Annotated in this window: 19 protein-coding genes; 9 read left to right on the forward strand and 10 right to left on the reverse strand. The window is 61.0% G+C overall.

Translation table 11 applies throughout. From position 1 onward, the window contains the following. Window positions 1–7: 7 nt before the first annotated feature. Entirely contained in the window at window positions 8–922 is a 915-nt protein-coding gene (locus ACNA0I_RS15230; protein WP_415806856.1) for an SDR family NAD(P)-dependent oxidoreductase, read from the reverse strand. 152 nt (window positions 923–1,074) lie between these two features. On the opposite strand from ACNA0I_RS15230, the gene ACNA0I_RS15235 reads away from it, so the two are divergent. Both ACNA0I_RS15235 and ACNA0I_RS15240 read left to right on the forward strand, forming a co-directional pair. Continuing rightward, window positions 1,075–1,974 carry a LysR family transcriptional regulator gene (locus ACNA0I_RS15235; RefSeq protein WP_415806857.1) on the forward strand — a complete coding sequence of 300 codons (900 nt, stop codon included), beginning with the start codon at window positions 1,075–1,077 and terminating at the stop codon, window positions 1,972–1,974. A 141-nt stretch (window positions 1,975–2,115) separates the two neighbouring features. Next, window positions 2,116–3,099: a Bug family tripartite tricarboxylate transporter substrate binding protein gene (locus ACNA0I_RS15240; RefSeq protein ID WP_415806858.1), complete on the forward strand. Its 984-nt coding sequence runs from the start codon at window positions 2,116–2,118 to the stop codon at window positions 3,097–3,099. 878 nt (window positions 3,100–3,977) lie between these two features. Here ACNA0I_RS15240 and ACNA0I_RS15245 read toward each other — a convergent pair. The 5 genes from ACNA0I_RS15245 to ACNA0I_RS15265 all read right to left on the reverse strand — a co-directional run bounded on the left by ACNA0I_RS15245 (window position 3,978) and on the right by ACNA0I_RS15265 (window position 9,191). Continuing rightward, window positions 3,978–4,946 carry an NAD(P)H-dependent flavin oxidoreductase gene (locus ACNA0I_RS15245; RefSeq protein ID WP_415806859.1) on the reverse strand — a complete coding sequence of 323 codons (969 nt, stop codon included), beginning with the start codon at window positions 4,944–4,946 and terminating at the stop codon, window positions 3,978–3,980. A gap of 26 nt (window positions 4,947–4,972) precedes the next feature. Next, the gene (locus ACNA0I_RS15250; protein ID WP_415806860.1) at window positions 4,973–5,947 is read right to left on the reverse strand and encodes a Bug family tripartite tricarboxylate transporter substrate binding protein; all 975 of its coding nucleotides are present in this window, start codon (window positions 5,945–5,947) and stop codon (window positions 4,973–4,975) included. A 38-nt stretch (window positions 5,948–5,985) separates the two neighbouring features. After that, on the reverse strand, window positions 5,986–7,515 hold the full coding sequence (locus ACNA0I_RS15255; protein WP_415806861.1) for a class I adenylate-forming enzyme family protein: 1,530 nt from the start codon (window positions 7,513–7,515) through the stop codon (window positions 5,986–5,988). A gap of 102 nt (window positions 7,516–7,617) precedes the next feature. Then, a complete protein-coding gene (locus ACNA0I_RS15260) occupies window positions 7,618–8,793 on the reverse strand; it encodes a thiolase (protein ID WP_094823124.1) in 1,176 nt (391 codons plus the stop codon). Beyond that, window positions 8,790–9,191 carry a Zn-ribbon domain-containing OB-fold protein gene (locus tag ACNA0I_RS15265; protein WP_415806862.1) on the reverse strand — a complete coding sequence of 134 codons (402 nt, stop codon included), beginning with the start codon at window positions 9,189–9,191 and terminating at the stop codon, window positions 8,790–8,792. The genes ACNA0I_RS15260 and ACNA0I_RS15265 overlap by 4 nt, the downstream gene beginning before the upstream one ends. Before the next feature lie 540 nt (window positions 9,192–9,731). Here ACNA0I_RS15265 and ACNA0I_RS15270 point away from each other — a divergent pair. From ACNA0I_RS15270 to ACNA0I_RS15295, 6 genes are all read left to right on the forward strand, one after another. Continuing rightward, window positions 9,732–10,922, forward strand: coding sequence for an acyl-CoA dehydrogenase family protein (locus tag ACNA0I_RS15270; protein ID WP_415806863.1), 1,191 nt, complete (start codon window positions 9,732–9,734; stop codon window positions 10,920–10,922). Between the two features lie 12 nt (window positions 10,923–10,934). Next, complete coding sequence (locus ACNA0I_RS15275) at window positions 10,935–12,053, forward strand: acyl-CoA dehydrogenase family protein (RefSeq protein ID WP_415806864.1); 1,119 nt, start codon at window positions 10,935–10,937, stop codon at window positions 12,051–12,053. 171 nt (window positions 12,054–12,224) lie between these two features. Further along, entirely contained in the window at window positions 12,225–13,022 is a 798-nt protein-coding gene (gene paaG / locus ACNA0I_RS15280; RefSeq protein ID WP_415806865.1) for a 2-(1,2-epoxy-1,2-dihydrophenyl)acetyl-CoA isomerase PaaG, read from the forward strand. 123 nt (window positions 13,023–13,145) lie between these two features. Beyond that, window positions 13,146–13,976 carry an HTD2 family dehydratase gene (locus ACNA0I_RS15285; RefSeq protein WP_415806866.1) on the forward strand — a complete coding sequence of 277 codons (831 nt, stop codon included), beginning with the start codon at window positions 13,146–13,148 and terminating at the stop codon, window positions 13,974–13,976. Between the two features lie 26 nt (window positions 13,977–14,002). Further along, window positions 14,003–15,199, forward strand: a complete 1,197-nt coding sequence (locus ACNA0I_RS15290; RefSeq protein ID WP_415806867.1) for a CaiB/BaiF CoA transferase family protein — start codon at window positions 14,003–14,005, stop codon at window positions 15,197–15,199. Then, window positions 15,196–16,023, forward strand: a complete 828-nt coding sequence (locus tag ACNA0I_RS15295; RefSeq protein ID WP_415806884.1) for an HpcH/HpaI aldolase/citrate lyase family protein — start codon at window positions 15,196–15,198, stop codon at window positions 16,021–16,023. The genes ACNA0I_RS15290 and ACNA0I_RS15295 overlap by 4 nt, the downstream gene beginning before the upstream one ends. A gap of 49 nt (window positions 16,024–16,072) precedes the next feature. On the opposite strand, the gene ACNA0I_RS15300 is transcribed toward ACNA0I_RS15295, so the two are convergent. The 4 genes from ACNA0I_RS15300 to hda form a co-directional block, all read right to left on the reverse strand. Then, on the reverse strand, window positions 16,073–16,555 hold the full coding sequence (locus ACNA0I_RS15300) for a 2-amino-4-hydroxy-6-hydroxymethyldihydropteridine diphosphokinase (protein WP_415806868.1): 483 nt from the start codon (window positions 16,553–16,555) through the stop codon (window positions 16,073–16,075). Between the two features lie 64 nt (window positions 16,556–16,619). After that, window positions 16,620–17,975, reverse strand: a complete 1,356-nt coding sequence (gene pcnB, locus ACNA0I_RS15305; RefSeq protein ID WP_415806869.1) for a polynucleotide adenylyltransferase PcnB — start codon at window positions 17,973–17,975, stop codon at window positions 16,620–16,622. Next, on the reverse strand, window positions 17,975–18,673 hold the full coding sequence (locus tag ACNA0I_RS15310) for an HAD family hydrolase (protein ID WP_415806870.1): 699 nt from the start codon (window positions 18,671–18,673) through the stop codon (window positions 17,975–17,977). Before ACNA0I_RS15310 ends, pcnB begins: the two co-directional genes overlap by 1 nt. Further along, window positions 18,670–19,374, reverse strand: a complete 705-nt coding sequence (hda, locus tag ACNA0I_RS15315) for a DnaA regulatory inactivator Hda (RefSeq protein WP_415806871.1) — start codon at window positions 19,372–19,374, stop codon at window positions 18,670–18,672. Before hda ends, ACNA0I_RS15310 begins: the two co-directional genes overlap by 4 nt. Window positions 19,375–19,514: 140 nt before the next feature. On the opposite strand from hda, the gene purM reads away from it, so the two are divergent. Beyond that, window positions 19,515–20,564, forward strand: coding sequence for a phosphoribosylformylglycinamidine cyclo-ligase (gene purM / locus ACNA0I_RS15320; protein ID WP_415806872.1), 1,050 nt, complete (start codon window positions 19,515–19,517; stop codon window positions 20,562–20,564). Window positions 20,565–20,733: the final 169 nt, after the last annotated feature.

A 20,733-nucleotide genomic window follows, 5' to 3' on the forward strand; every position in this document is an offset into this window, starting at 1 on the left:
GGCTTTCTCAGATGGGATCCCAGTCAATGACGTCGGGCGAACGTTCCAGCGCATAGAAATGTTTGCGCATGGCGGGAATCGCGATATCGCCGATCAGTTCCGGGGTCCAGCCTTCGCTGTAGTGCACGGTGCGCAGCGGGCGAGGCTGGCTCATCAACATGATTTCATTGGCACGGACGGCAAAAATCTGTGCGGTCACTTCGCTGGCGGCATCGCTGACCAGGTAGACCGCGAGGGGCGCGACTTTGCCGGCTTCCATTTTTTTCAGCTTTTCGACGCGGGCTTTTTCGGCTTCGGTCTCTGCGGGAATGGAGCTGGTCATGCGGCTCCAGGCAAATGGCGCAATGCAATTCGACCGTACGTGATAGCGCGCCATATCCAGCGCGATGGATTTGGACAGCGCGACAATGCCGAGCTTGGCGGCCGAATAGTTGGCCTGCCCAAAATTACCGATCAGTCCGGAAGTCGAGGTCATATGCACCAGCGCGCCGGATTCCTGTTCGCGGAAATAGGGCGCTGCAGCACGGCTCATGTAGAACGAGCCATTCAGGTGCACGTCCAGCACCTGGCGCCATTCTTCTTCGCTCATCTTGTGAAACACGCGGTCGCGCAGATTGCCCGCGTTGTTGACCACCGCATCAATGCGTCCAAAGACATCGACCGCCGTCTTGATGATGTTGTGAGCACCCTCGTAGCTGGCGACGCTGTCGGTGCTGGGGCAGGCCTGTCCGCCGGCAGCTTGGATTTCCTTGACCACGGCCTGCGCGGGGCCGTCACCGCCGCCTTCGCCCTGCAACGATACGCCGATGTCATTGACCACGACTTTTGCGCCTGCCGCGGCCATCGCCAGGGCGACACTGCGCCCGATCCCGCCGCCCGCGCCGGTGACGACGACGACTTTTCCTGCAACCATACCGCTCATAATCCATTCTCCTTTGGGGCTGGGGCCGCTACGCTGGACAGAAGCACGCGAATCGCACGCCTGTTTGGCACACCCGACTCTGTGCATGGTAGATTTCAAGTCGGGCCAGCGGAATTCAAAATTAAAGACACCCCCCTTTTGCTTGGCGGAACATGAGACACGACCTGACCGATCTGCGTTTATTCGTGAACGTAGGTGAAACCCTGAATCTGACCCGTGCGGCCGAGCGCACCTTTCTGTCGCTGCCCGCGGCCAGTGCGCGCATCAAGAACATGGAGGAAGCGTTCAAGGCGCGTTTGCTGGTGCGTCAGGCGACAGGCGTGGCCCTGACACCTGCGGGCGAAGTCCTGCTCAAGCACGCCCACGCGGTATTCCGGCAGCTGGAATGCCTGAATGCCGATTTGCAGCCATATTCCAGCGGTATCAAGGGACGGTTACGATTGTTGGCCAACACGACGGCAACGAATTCGTTTCTGGCTGACGCCATGTCGACTTTTCTGGCGGAAAACCCGGACGTGGATATCGAATTGGAGGAAAAAATCTCTGGCGATATCGTGTTGGCGATTCGTGCCGGAGCGGCGGACCTGGGGATCGTGGCAGGCAATATCGATGTCGACGGGCTGGACGTGATGCCCCTGTTTCGCGATGAGCTGGCCATCGTGACGTCATTGAAACACCCGCTGGCGCAGCTCGAGTCCGCAAATTTTGTCGATGTGATCGACGCCTATCAGTTCGTCGGCATTCACCCCAACAGCGCGATTCAGACCTTTCTGGAGGACATTGCGCTGGGGTTGGGCAAACGGTTATGCCAACGCGTACACGTGGGCAGTTTCGAGGCCGTATGCCGTATGGTCGAGGCAGGGGCCGGAATCGCCGTGGTGCCCAAGGCCTGCGCGGCGCGCTACAGCCGGCCGCAGGCACTGCATGTCCTGCGTCTGAAGGACGCCTGGGCTCAGCGCGACCGTCTGTTGTGCCGCCAGCGTGGCCGCGACTTGCCGCGTTTTGTGGAAGACTTTATCGAGCATGTACGGGTAGCTGCGCGCAATGCCTGATGCTCGGTCGAGCGGTTGCCGCGGCTGAACAGGGGCTTCGGCAAAAAAGAATCGGCAAGCCGGCGCCTGTGCGCAAATAATACGAGCACTGCACAAGGCACAACGCTTGTGCGCACAGACAAAAAAACCGGAGACATACTCATGCACGATCCGCAACGCCGCCGCTTGCTGGCGGGGCTGGGGGCAGCCTGCGCTGCCGCGACTTTGCCGTTCTCTGTTCGCGCTGCCTCGTGGCCTGACCATCCCGTCAATTTCATTGTGCCTTTTCCGGCAGGTGGTCCGGTGGATACGACGGCACGTTTCATCGCGACACCCCTGGGTGCAATGTGGAAAACGCCGACGGTCGTGGATAACAAGGCTGGCGCGGGCGGCATCGTCGGGGCACAAGCTGCAGCCAAGGCGCCTGCGGATGGCTATCACTATTTCTTTGCTTCGATCCACCATACGGTGTTGCCTAGCCTGCGCGGCAACCTGAGCTACGACATTACTGCGGATTTTGTGCCGGTGGGCATGGGTGCTGTGTTTCCGATTGTGCTTGTCGTGCACGAGTCTCTGCCAGTCAAAAGCGTCAAGGAGCTCATTGCCTATGCCAAACAGAATCCAGGAAAACTGTCGTTTGGCTCGTCTGGCACCGGTGGCGGCACGCACCTCGCGGGCGAGCTCTTTAACAGCATGACCGGCACGCGCATGCAGCATGTGCCTTATCGCGGCAGTGCGCCGGCGATGCAAGATCTGCTGGGTGGACAGGTACAAGTCATGTTCGCGGATGGCCCATCCGCCATGCCGCATTTGTCGGGCGGAAAAATCCGTGCCCTGGGTGTGGGTAATCCCGAGCCTTCTGCTTTGTTCCCAGGCATCCCCACCATTGCGTCTTCCGGCGTGCCAGGCTACGAAGCCTATTCCTGGAGCGGCATGCTGGCGCCCGCGGGTACGCCTGCCGATATTGTCAAACGCGTGAATGGGGATATGCAGAAGGTGTTGAGCAATCCTGATACCGTGAAAAGCATGCTGGCTGCTGGGGCGGAACCTAAACCGGGTACGCCGGAGGAGTTTGGTGCGTTCATACAGGCTGAGCTGGCTAAATGGAGCAAGGTCATCAAGGATGCGGGTATCAAGATCGAGTGATGTGCTAGATCGGCATCGTGGTATGACGGGGACGTGAGTGCTATTGGACGTCGAAGCGGGGCAGTGACCGTGTTGGCGCTTCACGGAGTCGGTCGGCCGCCTGCGCGTCCGACTGCCGCATCGCTCGTCTCGTACGGCCCCTTCGGGCCTTCCTTCGACTTCCGCTCGCGCGACTCCGAGGCGCGCCAACACGGTCACTGCCCCGCTTCGACTCGCAGCATCTCTGATTCCCTCGTCGCTGGCACGGGTGGTCTACGTAGGCTTCGTGGGAACTGGCTTTTGCAAGGATGAAAATCTTGCAGGGTTGCTATTCATTGGCGCCTACGGGCGCGCCAATGAATAGCGTTCGTGATCTGCATGCGGAGGTTTTGGCATCGGTGGCAAACAGAAGATCTCTCGAGCAACGATTTCTCATAGGCCAGCAGGAGATTGTTCGCACCACGGCTTCGCGACATCCAAAGACGCGCGACTAATCTTCGCATGCATCAACTCTAGCCAAGCAGATCTTCCAACCTAGCACCACGCCACCCCGCCGCATGCCCGGACCGATCGCTATTCGCGCGTGTGCAGGGCACGCGCGAATAGCAGCACCGCAAGATCTTCCTCTTTGCCAACAAGGTCACAGAAAAACGCCAAGCAAAAGGCTCGTGCCAGCGATGTGATGAGCTTGAGTTACTGCGAGTCGAGCCGAGGCAATCGGGCCGTGGGGGCGCCTCAAAGCCGAGTGGAGCGGATACCGTAGGGAGCGCGAAGGCGCGGACGAGGTGAGCGAACACGGTGTCCGGCGCCCGCGCGCCGGACCGGCTTTGTGAAGCCCTCACGGCCCGATTGCCTCGGCTCGACGTCCAATAAGCAACCCAACCTCCCAGCAAATAGCACTACCCCCTCGCAGTCTTCAACAACGCCCTGCGCGCCTCGGCATATTCATGCGCCAGCTGATCCACCAACGCATGAGTAGGCAAGATTTCCTGCACCGCTCCCACCCCCTGGCCCGCGCTCCAGACATCCTTCCACGCCTTCGGCCGTGTCGTCTTGTCCATATTGACCGCGTTACTGTCCTTGCTATTGAGCTGTTCCGCATCCAGCCCCGCAGCTGAAATACTGGGGATCAGATAGTTCGCCGGCACACCAGAAAAAAAAGGCGTATACAGCACGTCGTCAATTGTCGCCTGCAACACCATCTCGCGATAGCGGTCCGGCGCCAGCGATTCATTTGTCGCAATAAAGCGTGTGCCCATATAGGCCAGATCACATCCCAGCGCCTGTGCAGCCAGCACATCTTTCCCGTGGCTGATGCACCCGGACAGCACTAAAGGCCCGTCGTAAAACGACCGGATCTCGTTGACCAGAGCGATGGGATTGAGCGTGCCTGCATGCCCACCTGCACCTGCCGCGACGAGAATCAAGCCGTCCACGCCGGCATCCAACGCCCGCCGTGCGTGACGGACTGTCGTCACATCATGAAAAACCAGGCCACCGTAGGGGTGCACTGCTTGCACCACGGCGTCGGGTGCATGCAGGGACGTGATGATCAACGGTACGCGATGTGCCACGCATGTCTGCAGATCTGTCTGCCAGCGCGCGTTCGTAGGATGCACGATCAGATTGACACCATAGGGCGCGATCACGGCATCGGGATGTGCCTCACGATAAAGCGCCAGTCCTTTCTCGATCCGCGTGAGCCAATCCGTCAGGGCTTCCTGGGGTCTGGCGTTGAGCGACGGAAACGTGCCGATGACGCCTGCCGTGCATTGAGCAATGACCAGATCGGGCCCCGACACCAGAAACATGGGCGCGCAGAGAACAGGCAGACGGGTCGTGGCTCGCAACGATTGCAGGGCAGACATAAAAGGATGGCTCCAATCAGGATCAGTTATTTTTGAATGTTGGCGGTCTTGATGACGTCGGCCCACATCGCGTATTCACGCTCGATACGCGCCTGTACTGCTTGGCTGTCGCCGTCATCGACGGTATAGCCGCCCTCTGTCATGGTTTTGCGGAATGAGGCGTCTTGTGAAACCTCTTTCAGCGCCTGCGTCAACCGTGTCTTGATGGCATCGGGCAGTTTGGGCGGAGCCATCAGGGCATACCAGCCGACCACCTCGTAGTCGGGCAAGCCGGCTTCGATCATGGTCGGTACATCGGGCAGTTCGGGGTTACGCTCACGCGAGGTCACTGCCAGGGCTCGAGCCTTGCCGCTTTTGATAAAGGGAATTGCCGTGCTGGTGATATCGAACATAAAGGTGATCTTGCCGCTCACCACATCCATCATCGCGGGCGAGTTGCCGCGATAGGGCACGTGCAGCATCGGGGCTTCGGCCTGTTGTTTGAGCAGTTCGGCTGACAAATGGTTGGATGCGCCTACGCCGGCCGAGCCAAAGCTCACGGCAGTCGGGTTTGCCTTGGCATAATCAACGAGCTCGCGGACCGTTTTAGCAGGGATTTGCGGGCCGATCAGCAACACATTGGTGTAATCCACCACCATGCCGATGGGCGTGAAGTCTTTGCGAGGATCGAACAGATCGCTCTTTTGCACCAGCGGCGAGATCGTCAGCGTCGGGCTCGCGGCGAAGCCCAGCAAATATCCGTCTGGCGAGGCCTTGGCGGTGGCATCCGAAGCAATCATTCCGCTTGCTCCGGCGCGGTTTTCCACCACTACGGTCTGGCCCAGCTTGTCGCCCAGATATTTCGCAAAAACGCGTGCGGTGGTATCGACCGGTCCGCCAGGTGCGTAGCCGACCAACAGGCGCAGCGGCCGGTCTGGATAGGCTGCGGCATGGGCGGCGGGGATGGCGGCGCATAGCGATACCGCCAATGCGCCAGCCTGCAAGAGGGATTTGATCGGCATGATTTGTCTCCTTGATGTATTGTTTTGTGCGGGTTTTTTCAGGTGGTTTGCGCAGCCAGTTTTTCCCGCAATGGCTGCTTTAGAATCTTTCCGCTTACTGTCGTGGGCAATGTGTCGATGGGGATGATGTGTGCTGGCCGTTTATAGGGCGCGAGTTCGGTACGTAGATGTGCGTTCAGTGCGTCGATGTCAATCGCCGTTCCCGGTTGCGCCTCGATAAAGGCCACGACCTCTTCGTTTTGGTCGGCTTCGAGACGTCCCACCACCGCTGACAATCGCACGCCTGGAAAGGCGTTGATCACCGCCTCGACTTCCGCGGGATATACGTTGAAGCCCGAGCGAATGATCAGGTCTTTGGTGCGTCCGGCAATAAAAAGCGCGCCGCTGTCATCGATCAAACCGATATCGCCGGTGTTGAGCCAACCGCCGGGCAGCAACGCCTTGGCAGTTTGTACGGAATCGCGGTAATAGCCCAGCATGACGCCGGGACCCCGCACGAGAATATCGCCGCGCTGCCCTGGGACAGGCGGCTCTGCATCGGGAGAACCCAATCTCAGCTCCACGCCCTCGACCGCGTAGCCCGTCGCACAGTCATTGCGGGGGGCGTCGATATCGGTGATGAACAATGAGCCGGCATACTCGGTGATGCCGTAACCATGATGCATGGGTTGTCCAAAGTATCGTTCAGTGTCGCGCTTGAGCGTGGGGTCCAACGCTGCACCGCCGGTATACACATAGCGCAGACGCGGCGCGTGTAGAGGCTGGTTGGATGCCACGGCCAGTAGCCGCGTGAACATGGTGGGAACACCTTGCAAGACGGTCAAACCCGGAGACGACAACGCACGCAGCACATCTTGTGGATCGTATTTGCTGCGCAATACCAGGCTGGCGCCTGCCTGGACTGTGGCCATCAATACGGTGGCGATGCCAAAAATATGAGACATCGGTAATGCGGCATAGCCGATGTCGCTCGGACCGAGGCGTCGAGATGTGGCGGAGATGCGAGCAAAGTGCAACAGACCTTTGTGCGGCACCATGACGCCTTTGGGCGCGCCGGTAGTGCCCGACGTATAGATCACGGTGGCGACCTGGTCTACCAGTGCGCCCGTTTCTGCTTCCGGGGCGTTGCTGGCGCGAGTCCATTGATTGCCATCGCCCCAGACCGCGGCATCGAGGGCCTGGGCGCCGGCGGCTTGCGCATGTGCGGCCGCTGCAGTCGAAATATGGCTGGTATATAGCGTCAACATCGGCTGAGCATGGCTCAGAATCACGTCGACTTCACGTTGGCTCAGGCGCGCATTGAGCCCGACGGGCCAGGCGTCCACCACACTGCAGGCAAACAATGCCTGAATCATCTGCGCGCAATTTTCCCCGACTACGGCCACGCGATCCCCACGCCGTACGCCTTGGGCGATCAGCCATTGGCCGGCTTGCTCTACGCGTTGCCACATCTGGCCATAGCTCAATGTGGTGCCGGCCTCTTCATACAAGAAGATCGCCTCGGGTTGTTGCACCGCCTGGTGCTGCAAGAGCTGATGAATGCGTGTGAGCGGGGACGATGAACTCATGACTTCGAGAAATTTGGAAATGAAAACAAAGGCGAATCGGGATGCTTGCAAAGCAACGCACGGCGAGGTCGCGACAATGCGGCCCCACCGTGCATGAGGGGTCTACAACGTGTCCGCAGTGCCGAGAATGGCCGTGGATTGGCTGGACAACGTGCCGCCATTGCCGTGTACGAGCGCGAGTTGCGCGCCCTCGACCTGGCGCGCGCCACCCTCGCCACGCAGCTGTCGTACGGCCTCGATCATGATGAATACGCCATACATGCCGGGATGCACGCAGCACAGGCCGCCGCCATTGGTGTTGACGGGCAGCCTTCCGCCTGGTGCGATTGCACCGTTTTCGACGTAGGCGCCGCCTTCGCCTTTGGCGCAGAACCCCAGATCCTCCAGGAACAAGATGGTGTTGATGGTGAACGCGTCGTAGAGCTCTACGACGTCGATGTCGGCGGGACGCAGGCCGGCCATTGCAAACGCGCGTTGGCCGGATTGCTGTGCGGCCGTCACGGTCAGGTCTTCCATAGACGAGATCTGGCGGTTCCACACGGCCGTCGCGTTGCCCAGCACGTATACCGGCTTTTTCGGCAGATCGCGAGCCCGGTCGGCGCGGACCAGCACGTAGGCGCCTGCGCCATCGGTGACCAGACAGCAGTCGCGCACGGTGAGCGGATCAGAGACCATGCGCGATGACAAAATCTCGTCCAGCGTCGTGGGCTCGCGCAGTTGTGCTTCGGGATTGCGTTGCGCCCATTGATTAGCCGCCAGGGCAACATGCGCCAGTTGTTCGCGCGTCGTGCCGTATTGATGCATGTGCCGGGCCGCGGCCAGGGCATACGAGCTCAACGGGCTGAGGGGATCGTAGGGCGTTTCGTAGGGTTGCGGATCGAAGTTCTTGCGTACCCGTCCGATTTCTGCACGACTCAACGTAGAGGTGCGCTGCGTACTGCCATAGCACACCAGTACGGCGTTGCACTGTCCCGAAGCGAGCGCTTGCAGCGCCGGCATCAGATGAGCGACGAAACTGGATCCGCCCAACATGGTGCTGTCGATGAAGGTCGGACGGATACCCAGATGTTCAATGACGGGCATGGCCCACATCGTGGCGGCGACACTGGCAGTGCAGATGCCATCAATATCGCGCATCGTCAGGCCCGCATCGGCAACGGCGCGTTGGGCCGCCTGCACCAGGATTTCCATCTCGGTATAGCCATCGGCGCGGCCCAGGCCAGCGTGACCCACGCCCGCGACAGCCACGGCGCCGCGCAGTTGTTGTAAATCGCTCATGCTGCCTCCTGCGCGACAAAGACGACCAGGCCTTGATCTTGTTGTTGCCGCACTTCGGCTCTGACTGCCATGCCGATGTGAACGGCATCGGGGGAGATGCCCTCTACACGGCTCATCATCCGGACGCCTTCTTCCAGGTCGATGAGGGCAACGTTGTAGTCACCACCGGCGTCGGCTTTGCGCCGTACGACGGTCGTCGAATACACAGTGCCGCGGCCGCTGGGAGATTCCCAGCGCAAATCCGGCGCGCCGCAATGGGGGCAGATCATGCGAGGGTAGAACACGGCCTCATGACAGGCGGTGCAGCGTTGAATCTGAAATTTTCCCTGGGCCAGGGCTTGCCGGTACTGCTGGTCGGCGCCGCTGGGCGCGGATGTCTCTGGTGTGGTGGCGGTCATTTTTCGGTTACGGAAGGTGATGACAGTGTAGGCAGTGTCAGGGTTGTTGGCTTGGCTGACCATTCTTCATTGCCGAAGCAGGGGTTTTGTGCAGCGGTATTCTTGTGACTTGTGGGTTCGGTTGGTTGCTTGTTTGTTTTTTTGTGGCGGATGGAGTTTTTTTGCTGGCGGAGGGGGATCTCTATTGAGACGTCCGTCGAGCAATTCGAGGTGTGCACAGCATCCGTCAACTGGAGACATTGCGAGCCGGCGTTCGCCCTGACTGAGCGATGCGGGCCTTTTGAGGGAGATTTAGTCCGCGCAGCGGACCGAGCCCCCTGCTCATGGGGCGAGCCGTTCCGATTAGGCCCGCATCGCTCAGTCAGGGCGGACGCCGGCGTCTAAAGAACCCCACCCGTTGCATGCCAACAATCCTCATCCTTCCACAAGAACAACACAACCGGCCGACCACTTCATCCCCACGAAAGCCCCGCTTTTGCAGAGCCAGATTGCGCTAAAGCCCCTGTCCGTGGCTAGATACCACCCATAAGGAGACATCCTATGGACCTAAGCTGGACACCCGAAGAACGGCAGTTTCGCGAGACTGTGCGAGCCTTTGCGAACGACAAGTTGCCGCGAGATATTCGTGACAAAGTACTGAAGCACCAGCGGCTGCATCGCGATGATTATGTGCGGTGGCACCGGATCTTGGCCGACCAGGGCTGGGGCGCACCGACATGGCCGCAGGAATTTGGCGGCACGGGCTGGAATGCCATCGAACGCTTGATTTTCGAAGTTGAGTGCTTCAAGGCCGGCGCGCCGCGTTTGCTGCCGTTTGGGCTGGGCATGATCGGCCCGGTGTTGATGAAATACGGCAGTGCCGAGCAGCAGCAGCGTCTGTTGCCTCGCATCATCCGTGTCGAAGACTGGTGGTGCCAAGGATATTCCGAACCGGGCTCCGGATCCGACCTGGCGTCGCTGAAGACGCGCGCCGAGGTCGATGGGGATCATTATGTGATCAATGGCCAGAAGACCTGGACCACGCTGGCGCAGTATGCAGACTGGATGTTCTGCCTGGTGCGCACCGATCCCGAGGCCAAGGTGCAGCGCGGGATTTCGATGGTGTTGATCGACATGCGTTCGCCGGGTGTCAGCGTGCGGCCCATTCGTACCCTCGATGGCGGGCATGATGTCAATGAGGTATGGCTGGAGAACGTGCGTGTACCGCTGGCCAATCGCGTCGGCGAGGAGGGGCAGGGATGGACGTATGCCAAGTACCTGTTGGGCCACGAACGCACGGGTATTGCAGGCTTGGGGCATTGCTATCGCGAGCTGAGCATTCTGAAGGAGATGGCAGCCCGTACATTGCTGCATGGCCGGCCCATTCTGGAGGACAGCCGGATGCGTGACCGGATCTCCCGCACGGAGGTCGACATCATGGCGCTGGAGATGCTGCTGTTGCGGGTCGCGGCGGCGCGTGGCGATGCGCCGGGGCCGGAGGCTTCGGTACTGAAGATCCGAGGTTCCGAGATACAGCAGGATCTGGCGATGTTGCAGATGGAGATTGCCGGGCCGGACGCCTGGCCATATGACCCGGACTGGATGGAGGCGGATGCAACCTTTCATGGGCCAGGGCCGGAGATGGCGGCCGCGGCTGGCGCAGGCTATGCCGATATGCGCAAGACCTCGATTTATGGCGGCACGACCGAGGTACAGAAAGGCATCATCGCTCGCATGATGTTGGGGCTTTGAGGAAAACACATCATGGATTTCGCATATACCGAAGAGCAACGCATGCTGGCCGATAGCCTGCGGCGTTTGGTGCAGGATGAATGGAGTTTTGCGGCACGGCGAGAGCGCGCGGCTGCTGCGGCGCTCGATCACGGCGCATGGCGGCAATTGGCCGAGCTGGGCGTGCTGGGCCTGACGATTGCGGCGGAGCATGGCGGTTTTGGCGAGGCACCTGCAAGTCTGTTGCCCGTGCATCTGGAATTGGGACGCGGACTGGTTGCCGAACCTGTGATCCCAAGTGCGGTGATGAGTGCGGCATTGATTGCCGACGCTGCGGACGCGGCCATACGGCAGCGATGGCTGCCGGTCTTGGCCTCAGGCGAGGCGATAGTGGCGCTGGCTTATCAGGAACCGGGGCGGCGTTACGAGACGGAACCGTCCTTGTGTACGGTGCGATCGGCCAGTGACGAGGTCTTGCATCTGTCGGGAACCAAGCATCTGGTCTGGCATGGTGCGGCGGCGCAGGCCTGGATTGTGTCGGCGCGCGATATTGACGACGAGCCGGTGTTGCTGCTGGTGCCTGCGGATGCCCAAGGGGTACAGGTGCTGGATACGCCGACACTGGATCGTACGCGCTGCGCGCGCATCGTGTTTGACCGCACGCCCGTCAATGCGGATGCCGTGCTGGCGCGTGGGCAAGCCGCCCGGGATGGGCTGGCTACGGCGCTGGATTGGGGCGCGGCGGCCCTGTGCGCGCATGCGGCCGGCGCCATGGAGCGTTTGCTGGAGATCACGATCGATTATCTCAAGACGCGTCGGCAGTTTGGCCAGCCCCTGGCCGCGTTTCAGGTGCTGCAGCATCGTATGGCGGATATGTTGGTGGCAAAGGAAATGGCGCTGTCGATGGCCTATGTTGCGGCGGCCGCATTGAGCGAACCGGATGTCACGCAGCGGCGCCGCATGCTGGCCAGTGCCAAGCTCGAGGCGGCACGCGCTGGACGCTATGTCGCGCAAAGCGCGGTGCAATTGCACGGCGGGATGGGCATGACCGATGAGCTGGAGGTCGGTGATTATTTCAAGCGCTTGACGGTGTTGGATCAGTTGTTCGGTGATAGCGCCGAGCAACTGGCAGTGTTGCAGTCGCTGGATTGAGATGCTGCCCGCTTCAGTGGCTTTGACTTGACGGGCCGCGAGCGTCGATGGCAGCAAGGTAAGATTCGGACGACTTTGTAATTACCGGCCTCGATCGCAGATCGCTTGGCATGCCAGGGGAGCTTTTTCTGTGCGGCCACATCACATAACAGGATATAGGGAGCAACAGGTATGACGCAGGGCTACGAGCAGATTCAATTCACGCTGGAGAACGGTGTCGGCGTGATCACTTTGAATCGGCCGGATCGTTTGAATAGCTTCACGGCGGTGATGCACGGCGAGCTGGCGCGTGCGTTGGACACGTTGGAGGCGTGCGATGAGCTGCGCGGCCTGGTGATTACGGGCGCAGGACGCGGATTTTGTGCTGGGCAGGATCTGGGCGAACGCAAGCCGTTACCGGAAGGACAGCGACGCGATTTGAGTGAAGGCCTGCGTAATTTTTATCGGCCGCTGATTCTGCGCCTGCGCGCGTTACCGGTGCCTGTGGTGTGCCTGGTCAATGGCGTGGCAGCCGGAGCTGGGGCCAGCCTCGCCCTGGCATGCGATGTGGTGTATGCCGTGGAGTCCGGGCGTTTTATCCAGGCGTTCAGCAAGATCGGTTTGTTGCCGGATGCCGGCGGCACATGGTTTCTGCCTCGTCTGGTGGGGACAGCGCGAGCCATGGGGGCCGCTTTGTTCGGCGAGACTGTATCGGCTCGTCAGGCCGAATCATGGGGGCTGATCTGGCGTTGCATCCCGGATGAGGCGTTGGACGAGACGCGCGAGCAGATCGTGCGCACCCTGGCTCAGGGGCCCACGCGCGCTTATGCGGCGACCAAGCAGGCGCTGTATGCCTCCAGCGGTAATACGCTGGCGCAGCAGTTCGATCTGGAATGCGATTTGCAGCAACAGCTCGGTTATACCGATGACTATCTCGAAGGCATGCGTGCCTTTGCAGAAAAACGCGCGCCCGCGTTTCAGGGGAAATAGCGATATCGCACCGCCGGCGTGAATTTCAGGCTGTTGAACCCGCCCTTGTAGAAATACGAATTCACAAAGGCGGGGCACACGGGCATGCTGGTGGCCGCTCTGATATACCGCTAAGGAATCTACATGACGTCTCCCAATCCCGCCGACTGGATCGGCAGCAGTGAAACTGTTGCCGATAATCTCGATGTCGGCCATGCCGCCCGTATCGCCGCGACGCTCAGCGAGCCCGCGCCCGGGGTAGGCGAACCGCTGCCTCCGCTCTGGCAATGGGCCTTTTTTATTGCCCCGGTTGGCATGGATGGGTTAGGCAGGGATGGTCACCCGTCACGCGGCGGGTTCTTGCCGCCGGCCGACGATCGGAACCGGATGTGGGCGGGGGGACGGGTCACGTTCCATCAACCCTTGCGCGTGGGGACTCCCGCTGAACGTCGTTCTACGGTGGCCGATGTGCGCGAAAAGACCGGCCGTACCGGTGCACTGCTGTTTGTGACCGTGCGTCACGAATACCACCAGGATGGCGTGCTGGCGATCGAAGAAGAGCAGGACATCGTCTACAGGCAGCCGTCGCCGCCCAAGCTCGTGGGCACGGACGTTCCACCCGCATCGCAATGGCGCGAGTCCGTAGATCCGTCACCGGTGTTGCTGTTCCGTTATTCGGCCATGACATTCAACGGCCACCGGATCCATTACGATCATCCCTATGTCACGGGTACCGAGGGGTATCCCGGTCTGGTTGTGCACGGTCCCATGATTGCGACCTTCATGCTGGCCGCATTCTGCCATGCGCATCCGACTGCGCGTCTGGAGCATTTTTCCTATCGCGGCCTGCGTCCCTTGGTTGCGCCTACGCCCTTTGAGGTCGCTGGCCGTGTGGCCGAGCCCGGGCAGGCCGATCTGTGGGCCGAGCAAGACGGCACCCTGGCTCACCAAGCGCAAATAACGTTCTCCGCTTGATCGCTTCCTGAAGGAATTTATTTTCGATGAGTAATACTCCTGCAGTCCGTCCGTTGGACGGCATTACTGTCATCAGTCTGGAACACGCGATCGCGGCGCCATTTTGCACACGCCAACTGGCCGATATGGGGGCGCGTGTCATCAAGATCGAACGCCCCGGCGTGGGTGATTTCGCTCGTGGCTATGACGAGCGCGTCCATGGCTTGTCGTCGCATTTCGTCTGGACCAATCGTTCCAAGGAAAGCCTGACGCTGGATTTGAAACACCCCGATGCCGCCGAAGTCATGCAGCGTTTGCTGGAATCGGCTGATGTGCTGGTACAGAATCTGGCTCCGGGCGCAGCGGATCGTCTGGGATTGTCGTTCGAGGCCTTGCACGCCAAACATCCGAAGCTGATCGTCTGCGATATTTCCGGCTACGGTGAGGGCGGCCCCTACGAACGTAAAAAGGCCTACGATCTGTTGATCCAGAGCGAAAGCGGCTTTGTGTCGGTGACGGGGTCGCCCGATGCGCCCGCCAAGGCAGGATGCTCGATTTCGGATATCGCGGCCGGGATGTACGCGTATTCGTCGATTCTGAACGCGTTGTTGCTGCGTCAACGCACTGGACTGGGCAGCCGGCTGGATGTTTCCATGCTGGAAAGCATGGTCGAGTGGATGGGCTATCCCATGTACTATGCGTTCGAGGGGGCGACGCCGCCTCAGCGTGCGGGTGCGGCGCACGCCACGATTTATCCCTACGGTCCGTTCCCGGTGGGCGATGGCGCGACCATCATGCTGGGCCTGCAAAACGAGCGCGAGTGGCGGGTGTTTTGCGAACGCGTGCTCAATCAGCCTGCGTTGGCCGACGACGAGCGCTTTGCATCGAATTCGCGCCGCGCAGCCAATCGCGACAGTCTGCGCGCGCTGATTGTGCAGGCTTTTGCCGAGTTGACCATCGATCAGGTGACGGACCGTCTGGAAACCGCGCAGATCGCCAACGCCCGCGTAAACGACATGAAAGACGTCTGGGCGCACCCGCAGTTACAGGCTCGCGACCGCTGGCGCGAGGTGGGCAGCCCGGCCGGGACGCTGCCGGCGCTCTTGCCGCCGGCATCCAGCAGCGCGTTTACGCCCCGTATGGATCCGGTCCCGGCAGTGGGCGAAAACACCGATGCAGTGCTAGCATCATTGGGGTACGCGCCCGAGGACGTGGCGCGCTTGCGTGCTGCCGAGGTCGTCTGATGCCAACTGCTATACGTACTGCCTTGTTCGTGCCGGCCAGCCGGCCTGAACGCATTCCCAAGGCCCTGGCCAGTGGGGCTGACGTTGTGATTGTCGATCTGGAGGATGCGGTCGAGCATCTGGCCAAGGGCAGCGCCCGCGAGGCGCTCTGCGATTTTCTGGGCACGCATCCCGATGTGCGACTCTGGGTGCGCATCAACGACGTCTCGACGGCCTGGCACGATGACGACCTGAAGGCCTGCCGCAGTTTTCCTGGGGTAACGGCCATCATGCTGCCCAAAGCGGAAAGCCTGGCACAGGTGCGCCATGCGGCGCAGACGGGCGTCGATATCGTCCCCATCCTCGAGACCGCCGAGGGGATTTTGAATGCGGCTGAGATCGCGGCGACACCGGGCGTGCAACGGTTGGCGTTTGGCAGCCTCGACTACGGCCTGGATCTGGGATTGACGCCCGATACCGAAGGGGCGAATGTCGTGCTGGATCATGCCCGGGTGCAAGTATTGCTGCGCAGCAAAGCCGCGGATCTGCCCGCACCGCTGGATGGCGTGTTTCCCGGAGTCAAGGACACGGCCGGGATGCGGGCCGCTGCCGGTCGCGCTCGAGATATGGGATTTGGCGGCATGCTGTGCATTCATCCCTCGCAGGTCGAGATCATTCACGAGGCCTTTCTGCCGCCTGCCGCCGACGTGGAGTGGGCACGCCGCGTGGTGGCTGCGCACCGCGAAAGCGGTGCCGGCACGTTCATGTTCGAAGGCAAAATGGTCGATGCGCCTGTCATCGGGCGGGCCAGGCAATTGCTGGAGCGCGCGGGCGAACAGGTCTAAGGTTGTGGCGACTTGGGCCGCAGGAAGGTGCTGTCAGTCCCTGCGCGCCTTAGTCCAGCCGCTCGATCGGCTGATCCGGCAACATCGACAGCAATTCGATCGCAGACCCCTGCGTCAACTGCAATGCCGGCGCGAGTTCGGATAGCGGCGCCAGTACGAACGCACGCTCATGCATGCGTGGATGCGGCAACGTCAGGCGCGGCGTATTCATCGTGGTATCGCCATACAGCAGCAGATCCAGGTCCAGCGTTCGCGGCGCGTTCTTGTAAGGGCGTTGGCGGCCATGCTGGTTTTCCAGCGCCTGCAGTCGATCCAGCAGCTCGAGAGGCGCCAGCGTGGTGTCCAACGCTGCGACGGCATTGATGTAATCCGGGCCAGTGGCGTCTATGGGGGCCGTGCGATAAAAATGCGAGGACAGGCAGCGCAGGATGCCTGCCGTTTGGCGCAGTTGCTCCAGCACCGTGCGCAAGGTCGCTTGCGCGTCTCCCAGATTGGCGCCCAAGCCTATGTAGGCGTGTTGGATGGTGGTCATCGGCAATGTATGGCGGCGCGGTTCAGTGAAGGAGCAATGCCGTTCCCGACAGGGGCACGTACCGTCAAGCCTGATCGCGTTGCGCGGCCGGACGGCGCGGGCGGCGACGGCGTTTGCGCGGGCCGCTCGATTCAGCGGGGTCGCGCGGCAGGTGAGCGAGTTCCTCGATCATGTCGGCACGGGTGGCGTCGTTGCCATTGGCCAGATCCATCCACCACTGCGCCAGGACGCTGTCAAACTCGCCAGCCGCGGCACGCAGCTGCAGAAAGTCGCAGGCGGCACGAAAGCGCGGTTGTTCGATCATGCGGTAAATGGTCTTGCCCATGCGGCGTTCAAAGCGCGGCTGCATGAACCAGATCTCACGCATGTCGGATGAGAAACGGCGTTGGATGGCGAGCTTTTCAGTTTGCTCATCCAACACCGAATCCGCAGCCTGAACCAGCGCGGGGATGTTGTGTTCCCCCCGTTCGCGCAGTTGTTTCCAGCGCGATTCGACTTGTTGCCACAACAACGCGGCAAACAGGAAACTGGGGCTGATGCTTTTGCCTGCACGTACACGCGAATCGGTACGCTCCAGCGCGAGCTCGACAAAACGCTCGCCGCCAGGTTGTTCCAGCACGACATCCAACAGCGGCAGCAGGCCGTGATGCAGGCCGTCTGCGCGCAACTGGCGCAGGCAATCCATCGCATGTCCGCAGGTCAGGAGCTTGAGCATTTCATCGAACAGCCGCGATGCCGGCACATTCTCGATCAGCGACGCCATGGTTTCGATAGGCTGACGCGCCGCAGGGTCAATGCTGCCGTTGAGCTTGGCCGCGAAACGCACCGCGCGCAGCATGCGGACCGGGTCCTCGCGATAGCGCGTCGCCGGGTCGCCGATCATGCGAACCTGGCGTTTCTTCAGATCATGCACGCCTTGGTGATAATCGATCACTTCTTCGGTATGCGGATCGTAGTAGAGCGCGTTCATCGTGAAATCGCGCCGTGCTGCGTCCTGTTCCTGAGATCCGAAAACGTTGTCGCGCAGGATGCGGCCGTGCTCGTCGGTTTCCTGGTCTTGCGAGGCGGGGGCGCGAAAGGTCGAGGTCTCGATGATTTCCTGGCCGAACACCACATGCACCAATTGGAAGCGCCGGCCGATGATGCGGGCGCGACGGAACAGCGGGCGGATCTGTTCGGGCGTGGCGTTGGTGGCCACGTCGAAATCTTTGGGTTCGAGGCCGACGATCAAGTCGCGTACCGCGCCGCCCACGATATAGGCTTGATAGCCGTGCTGGCGCAAGACCTCACAGACTTTGATGGCATGGCGCGATACGTTGCGGCGATCGATGCCGTGTTTATCGCTCGTAATGCGTTGGGGTCCCCGGGCCGCCGGTGAAAACAAGCGGCTGACGAATTTTTTTATGGTGTCGGTGATCATCAGGATTTGGCATCCTTTAGGTGTTCGAACAAGTCGAGCACTTTCCAGCCGCGCGCTTGCGCGATCTCGCGCAGCGCCGGGCTGGGGTTGGCCGCTACAGGGTGTGTGACGACCTCGAGCAGCGGTACATCGTTGATCGAATCGCTATAAAAGTACGATTCGGAAAAATTGGCAAGGGTCAGATTCATATCCGCCAGCCATTGGTTCACGCGTACGACTTTGCCTTCTTTGAAGCTAGGCGTGCCTTGAATGCGTCCGGTGTAGCGGCCATTGCGATACTCGGCGTCGGTGGCAATCAGGTGCGGGATACCAAAGGCGCGGGCGATAGGGGCGGTGACAAACCCGTTGGTCGCGGTCACGATGGCGCACAGATCTCCTGCAGCCAAATGCTGATCTACGATTTCAATGGCTTGCGGCGTGATACTGGGACGGATGACTTGCGTCATGAATTCTTCGTGCCAGGTGGCCAGGTCGAACGGCGTGTGCGCGGCCAGCAGACCCAGCATGAATTCGGCCGCCTGTTCGGCGGTGAGTTGACCCTGGTTGTAGCGGTCCATCAGGTCGTCGTTGCGGCGGCGGGCTTCTGCCGGATCGCCCGCGCGTCCCGTGCGCGCCAGAAAATCGGCCCATTGGTAATCGCTGTCCAGCGGCAGCAGAGTATGGTCCAGGTCGAACAGCGCGAGTCGTTGGGGCATCATGTTTTTTGTTGTTTATCGGAGTCTGCCAGCATGGCGCGTAGCAGGGGAATGGTGATCGGGCGACCGGTAGCCAGCGAATAGCGATCCAGCGCGTCGAGCAATACCGCCAATTTGCGGATATCGCGTTCGCGATGCGTCAGCATCCACTGGATGACTTCTGGTGCGAGTTGCAAGCCACGCTCTGCCGCTTGGGCAGACAGTGCAGCGAGCTTGTCCGCGTCAGACAGGGGTTCGAGCCGGAATACGAGGTCCCAGCCCAGACGGGTGCGTAGGTCTTCGCGCAACGGCATGGAGAGCGGGGCGCGGTCGCCAGCCACAGCCAAAGCGAACGCGCGGCTGGTGGCCGCACATTCGCGCCACCGATTGTACAGGGCGAACAGGCCGGCCTGCCGGGCTTCGTCCATATCGTGGACATCGTCCACTGCGATCAACCTGGGCATGGCTGCTGCGGAGTCGGCATTGGCGAGTTGGCGCAGGGCGCGGGCGTTTTGCCGAATATCGATGTAGACGGCGCCGGGCGTGGTCGCCAGCCCCTTGAGCAGGTGGCTGCGGCCGCAGCCCGCTGCCCCCCACAGGTAGAGCGCCCGGCCAGGCATCAGTGCGCGCGCGGCCGCCAACGCTTCACCGTTGGGGCCGGCAATGTAGTTCTGCAGCGTAGGAGCGGGTGCGGGTAGAACGTCGAGCAGCAGCTGGCGATTCATGGGTCAAAATGGTCACAAGGCAAGGGGCGCGCAAATCGTCAAAAAGACGGTCGGCGCGTTGTTTTGCGCCCGACATCGTAAAATGGCGGGCGCAGCACCCCGTAAACTCCGCAATTGTCACATACCCCACGGTTTTTCTCATGACGACTCAACCCTCTGCCCCCCTGACGTACCGCGACGCTGGTGTCGATATCGATGCAGGAGACGCCCTGGTCGACCGCATCAAGCCTCTGGCGGCACGCACCATGCGTCCCGGCGTGTTGGCCGGTATCGGCGGATTTGGCGCCTTGTTCCAGGTTCCTGGGAAATATCGTGAGCCCGTCCTCGTGTCGGGCACGGACGGCGTGGGCACCAAGCTGCGCCTGGCCTTTGAATGGAATCGCCACGATACCGTCGGTATCGATTTGGTCGCGATGAGTGTCAACGACATCCTGGTCCAAGGCGCAGAGCCGTTGTTTTTCCTGGATTATTTTGCCTGCGGCAAGCTCGCCGTGGATACCGCCGCGTCGGTCGTGGGCGGCATTGCCCAAGGCTGCGAGCAGGCCGGTTGTGCGTTGATCGGCGGTGAAACCGCTGAAATGCCCGGCATGTACCCCGACGGCGAGTACGATCTGGCCGGTTTTGCAGTCGGTGCGGTGGAAAAATCCGCCATCATCGACGGCAAATCCATCAAACCGGGTGACGTGGTGCTGGGCCTGGCCTCCAGCGGCGCGCATTCGAACGGCTACTCGCTGATCCGCAAGATCATCGAACGCGCCAACGCCAAGCCCACCGATGATTTCCACGGCCAACCGCTGGTGGATGTGGTGATGGCGCCCACCCGTATCTACGTCAAACAGGTTCTGGCCGCTTTGGCCAAGCACGGCACCGATATCAAGGGCCTGGCGCACATCACTGGCGGCGGTTTGCTGGATAACGTGCCTCGCATTCTGCAAGACGGCTTGTCGGCCAAGCTGTACCGGGATGGCTGGGAAATGCCCAAGCTGTTCCAGTGGCTGCAGGAGCAAGGCGGTGTCGAGGATACCGAGATGTATCGTGTATTTAACTGCGGTATTGGTATGGTGCTGGTGGTGGATGCCGCTCAGGCCGATGCGATTGCCGAGACGCTGCGTGAGCAGGGTGAGACCGTCAGCAAGCTTGGCGAAATTGTCGAGCAGGCTGATGGGATGGCGCAGACGTTTGTGGTCTAACTGCGTTGCATCTTTTGTTTGGCTGAGTGTTGCTGTCTCTGGGTTTGTTCGGTACTCGGTGACCGAGGGGCTGGGTTGGCAAGAGGTTGGCGTGCTTATTGGACGTCGAGCCGAGGCAATCGGGCCGTGAGGGCTTCACAAAGCCGGTCCGGCGCGCGGGCGCCGGACA

The sequence above is a fragment of the Bordetella muralis genome (genome assembly GCF_965139205.1).
Lineage (GTDB): Bacteria > Pseudomonadota > Gammaproteobacteria > Burkholderiales > Burkholderiaceae_B > Bordetella_A > Bordetella_A muralis.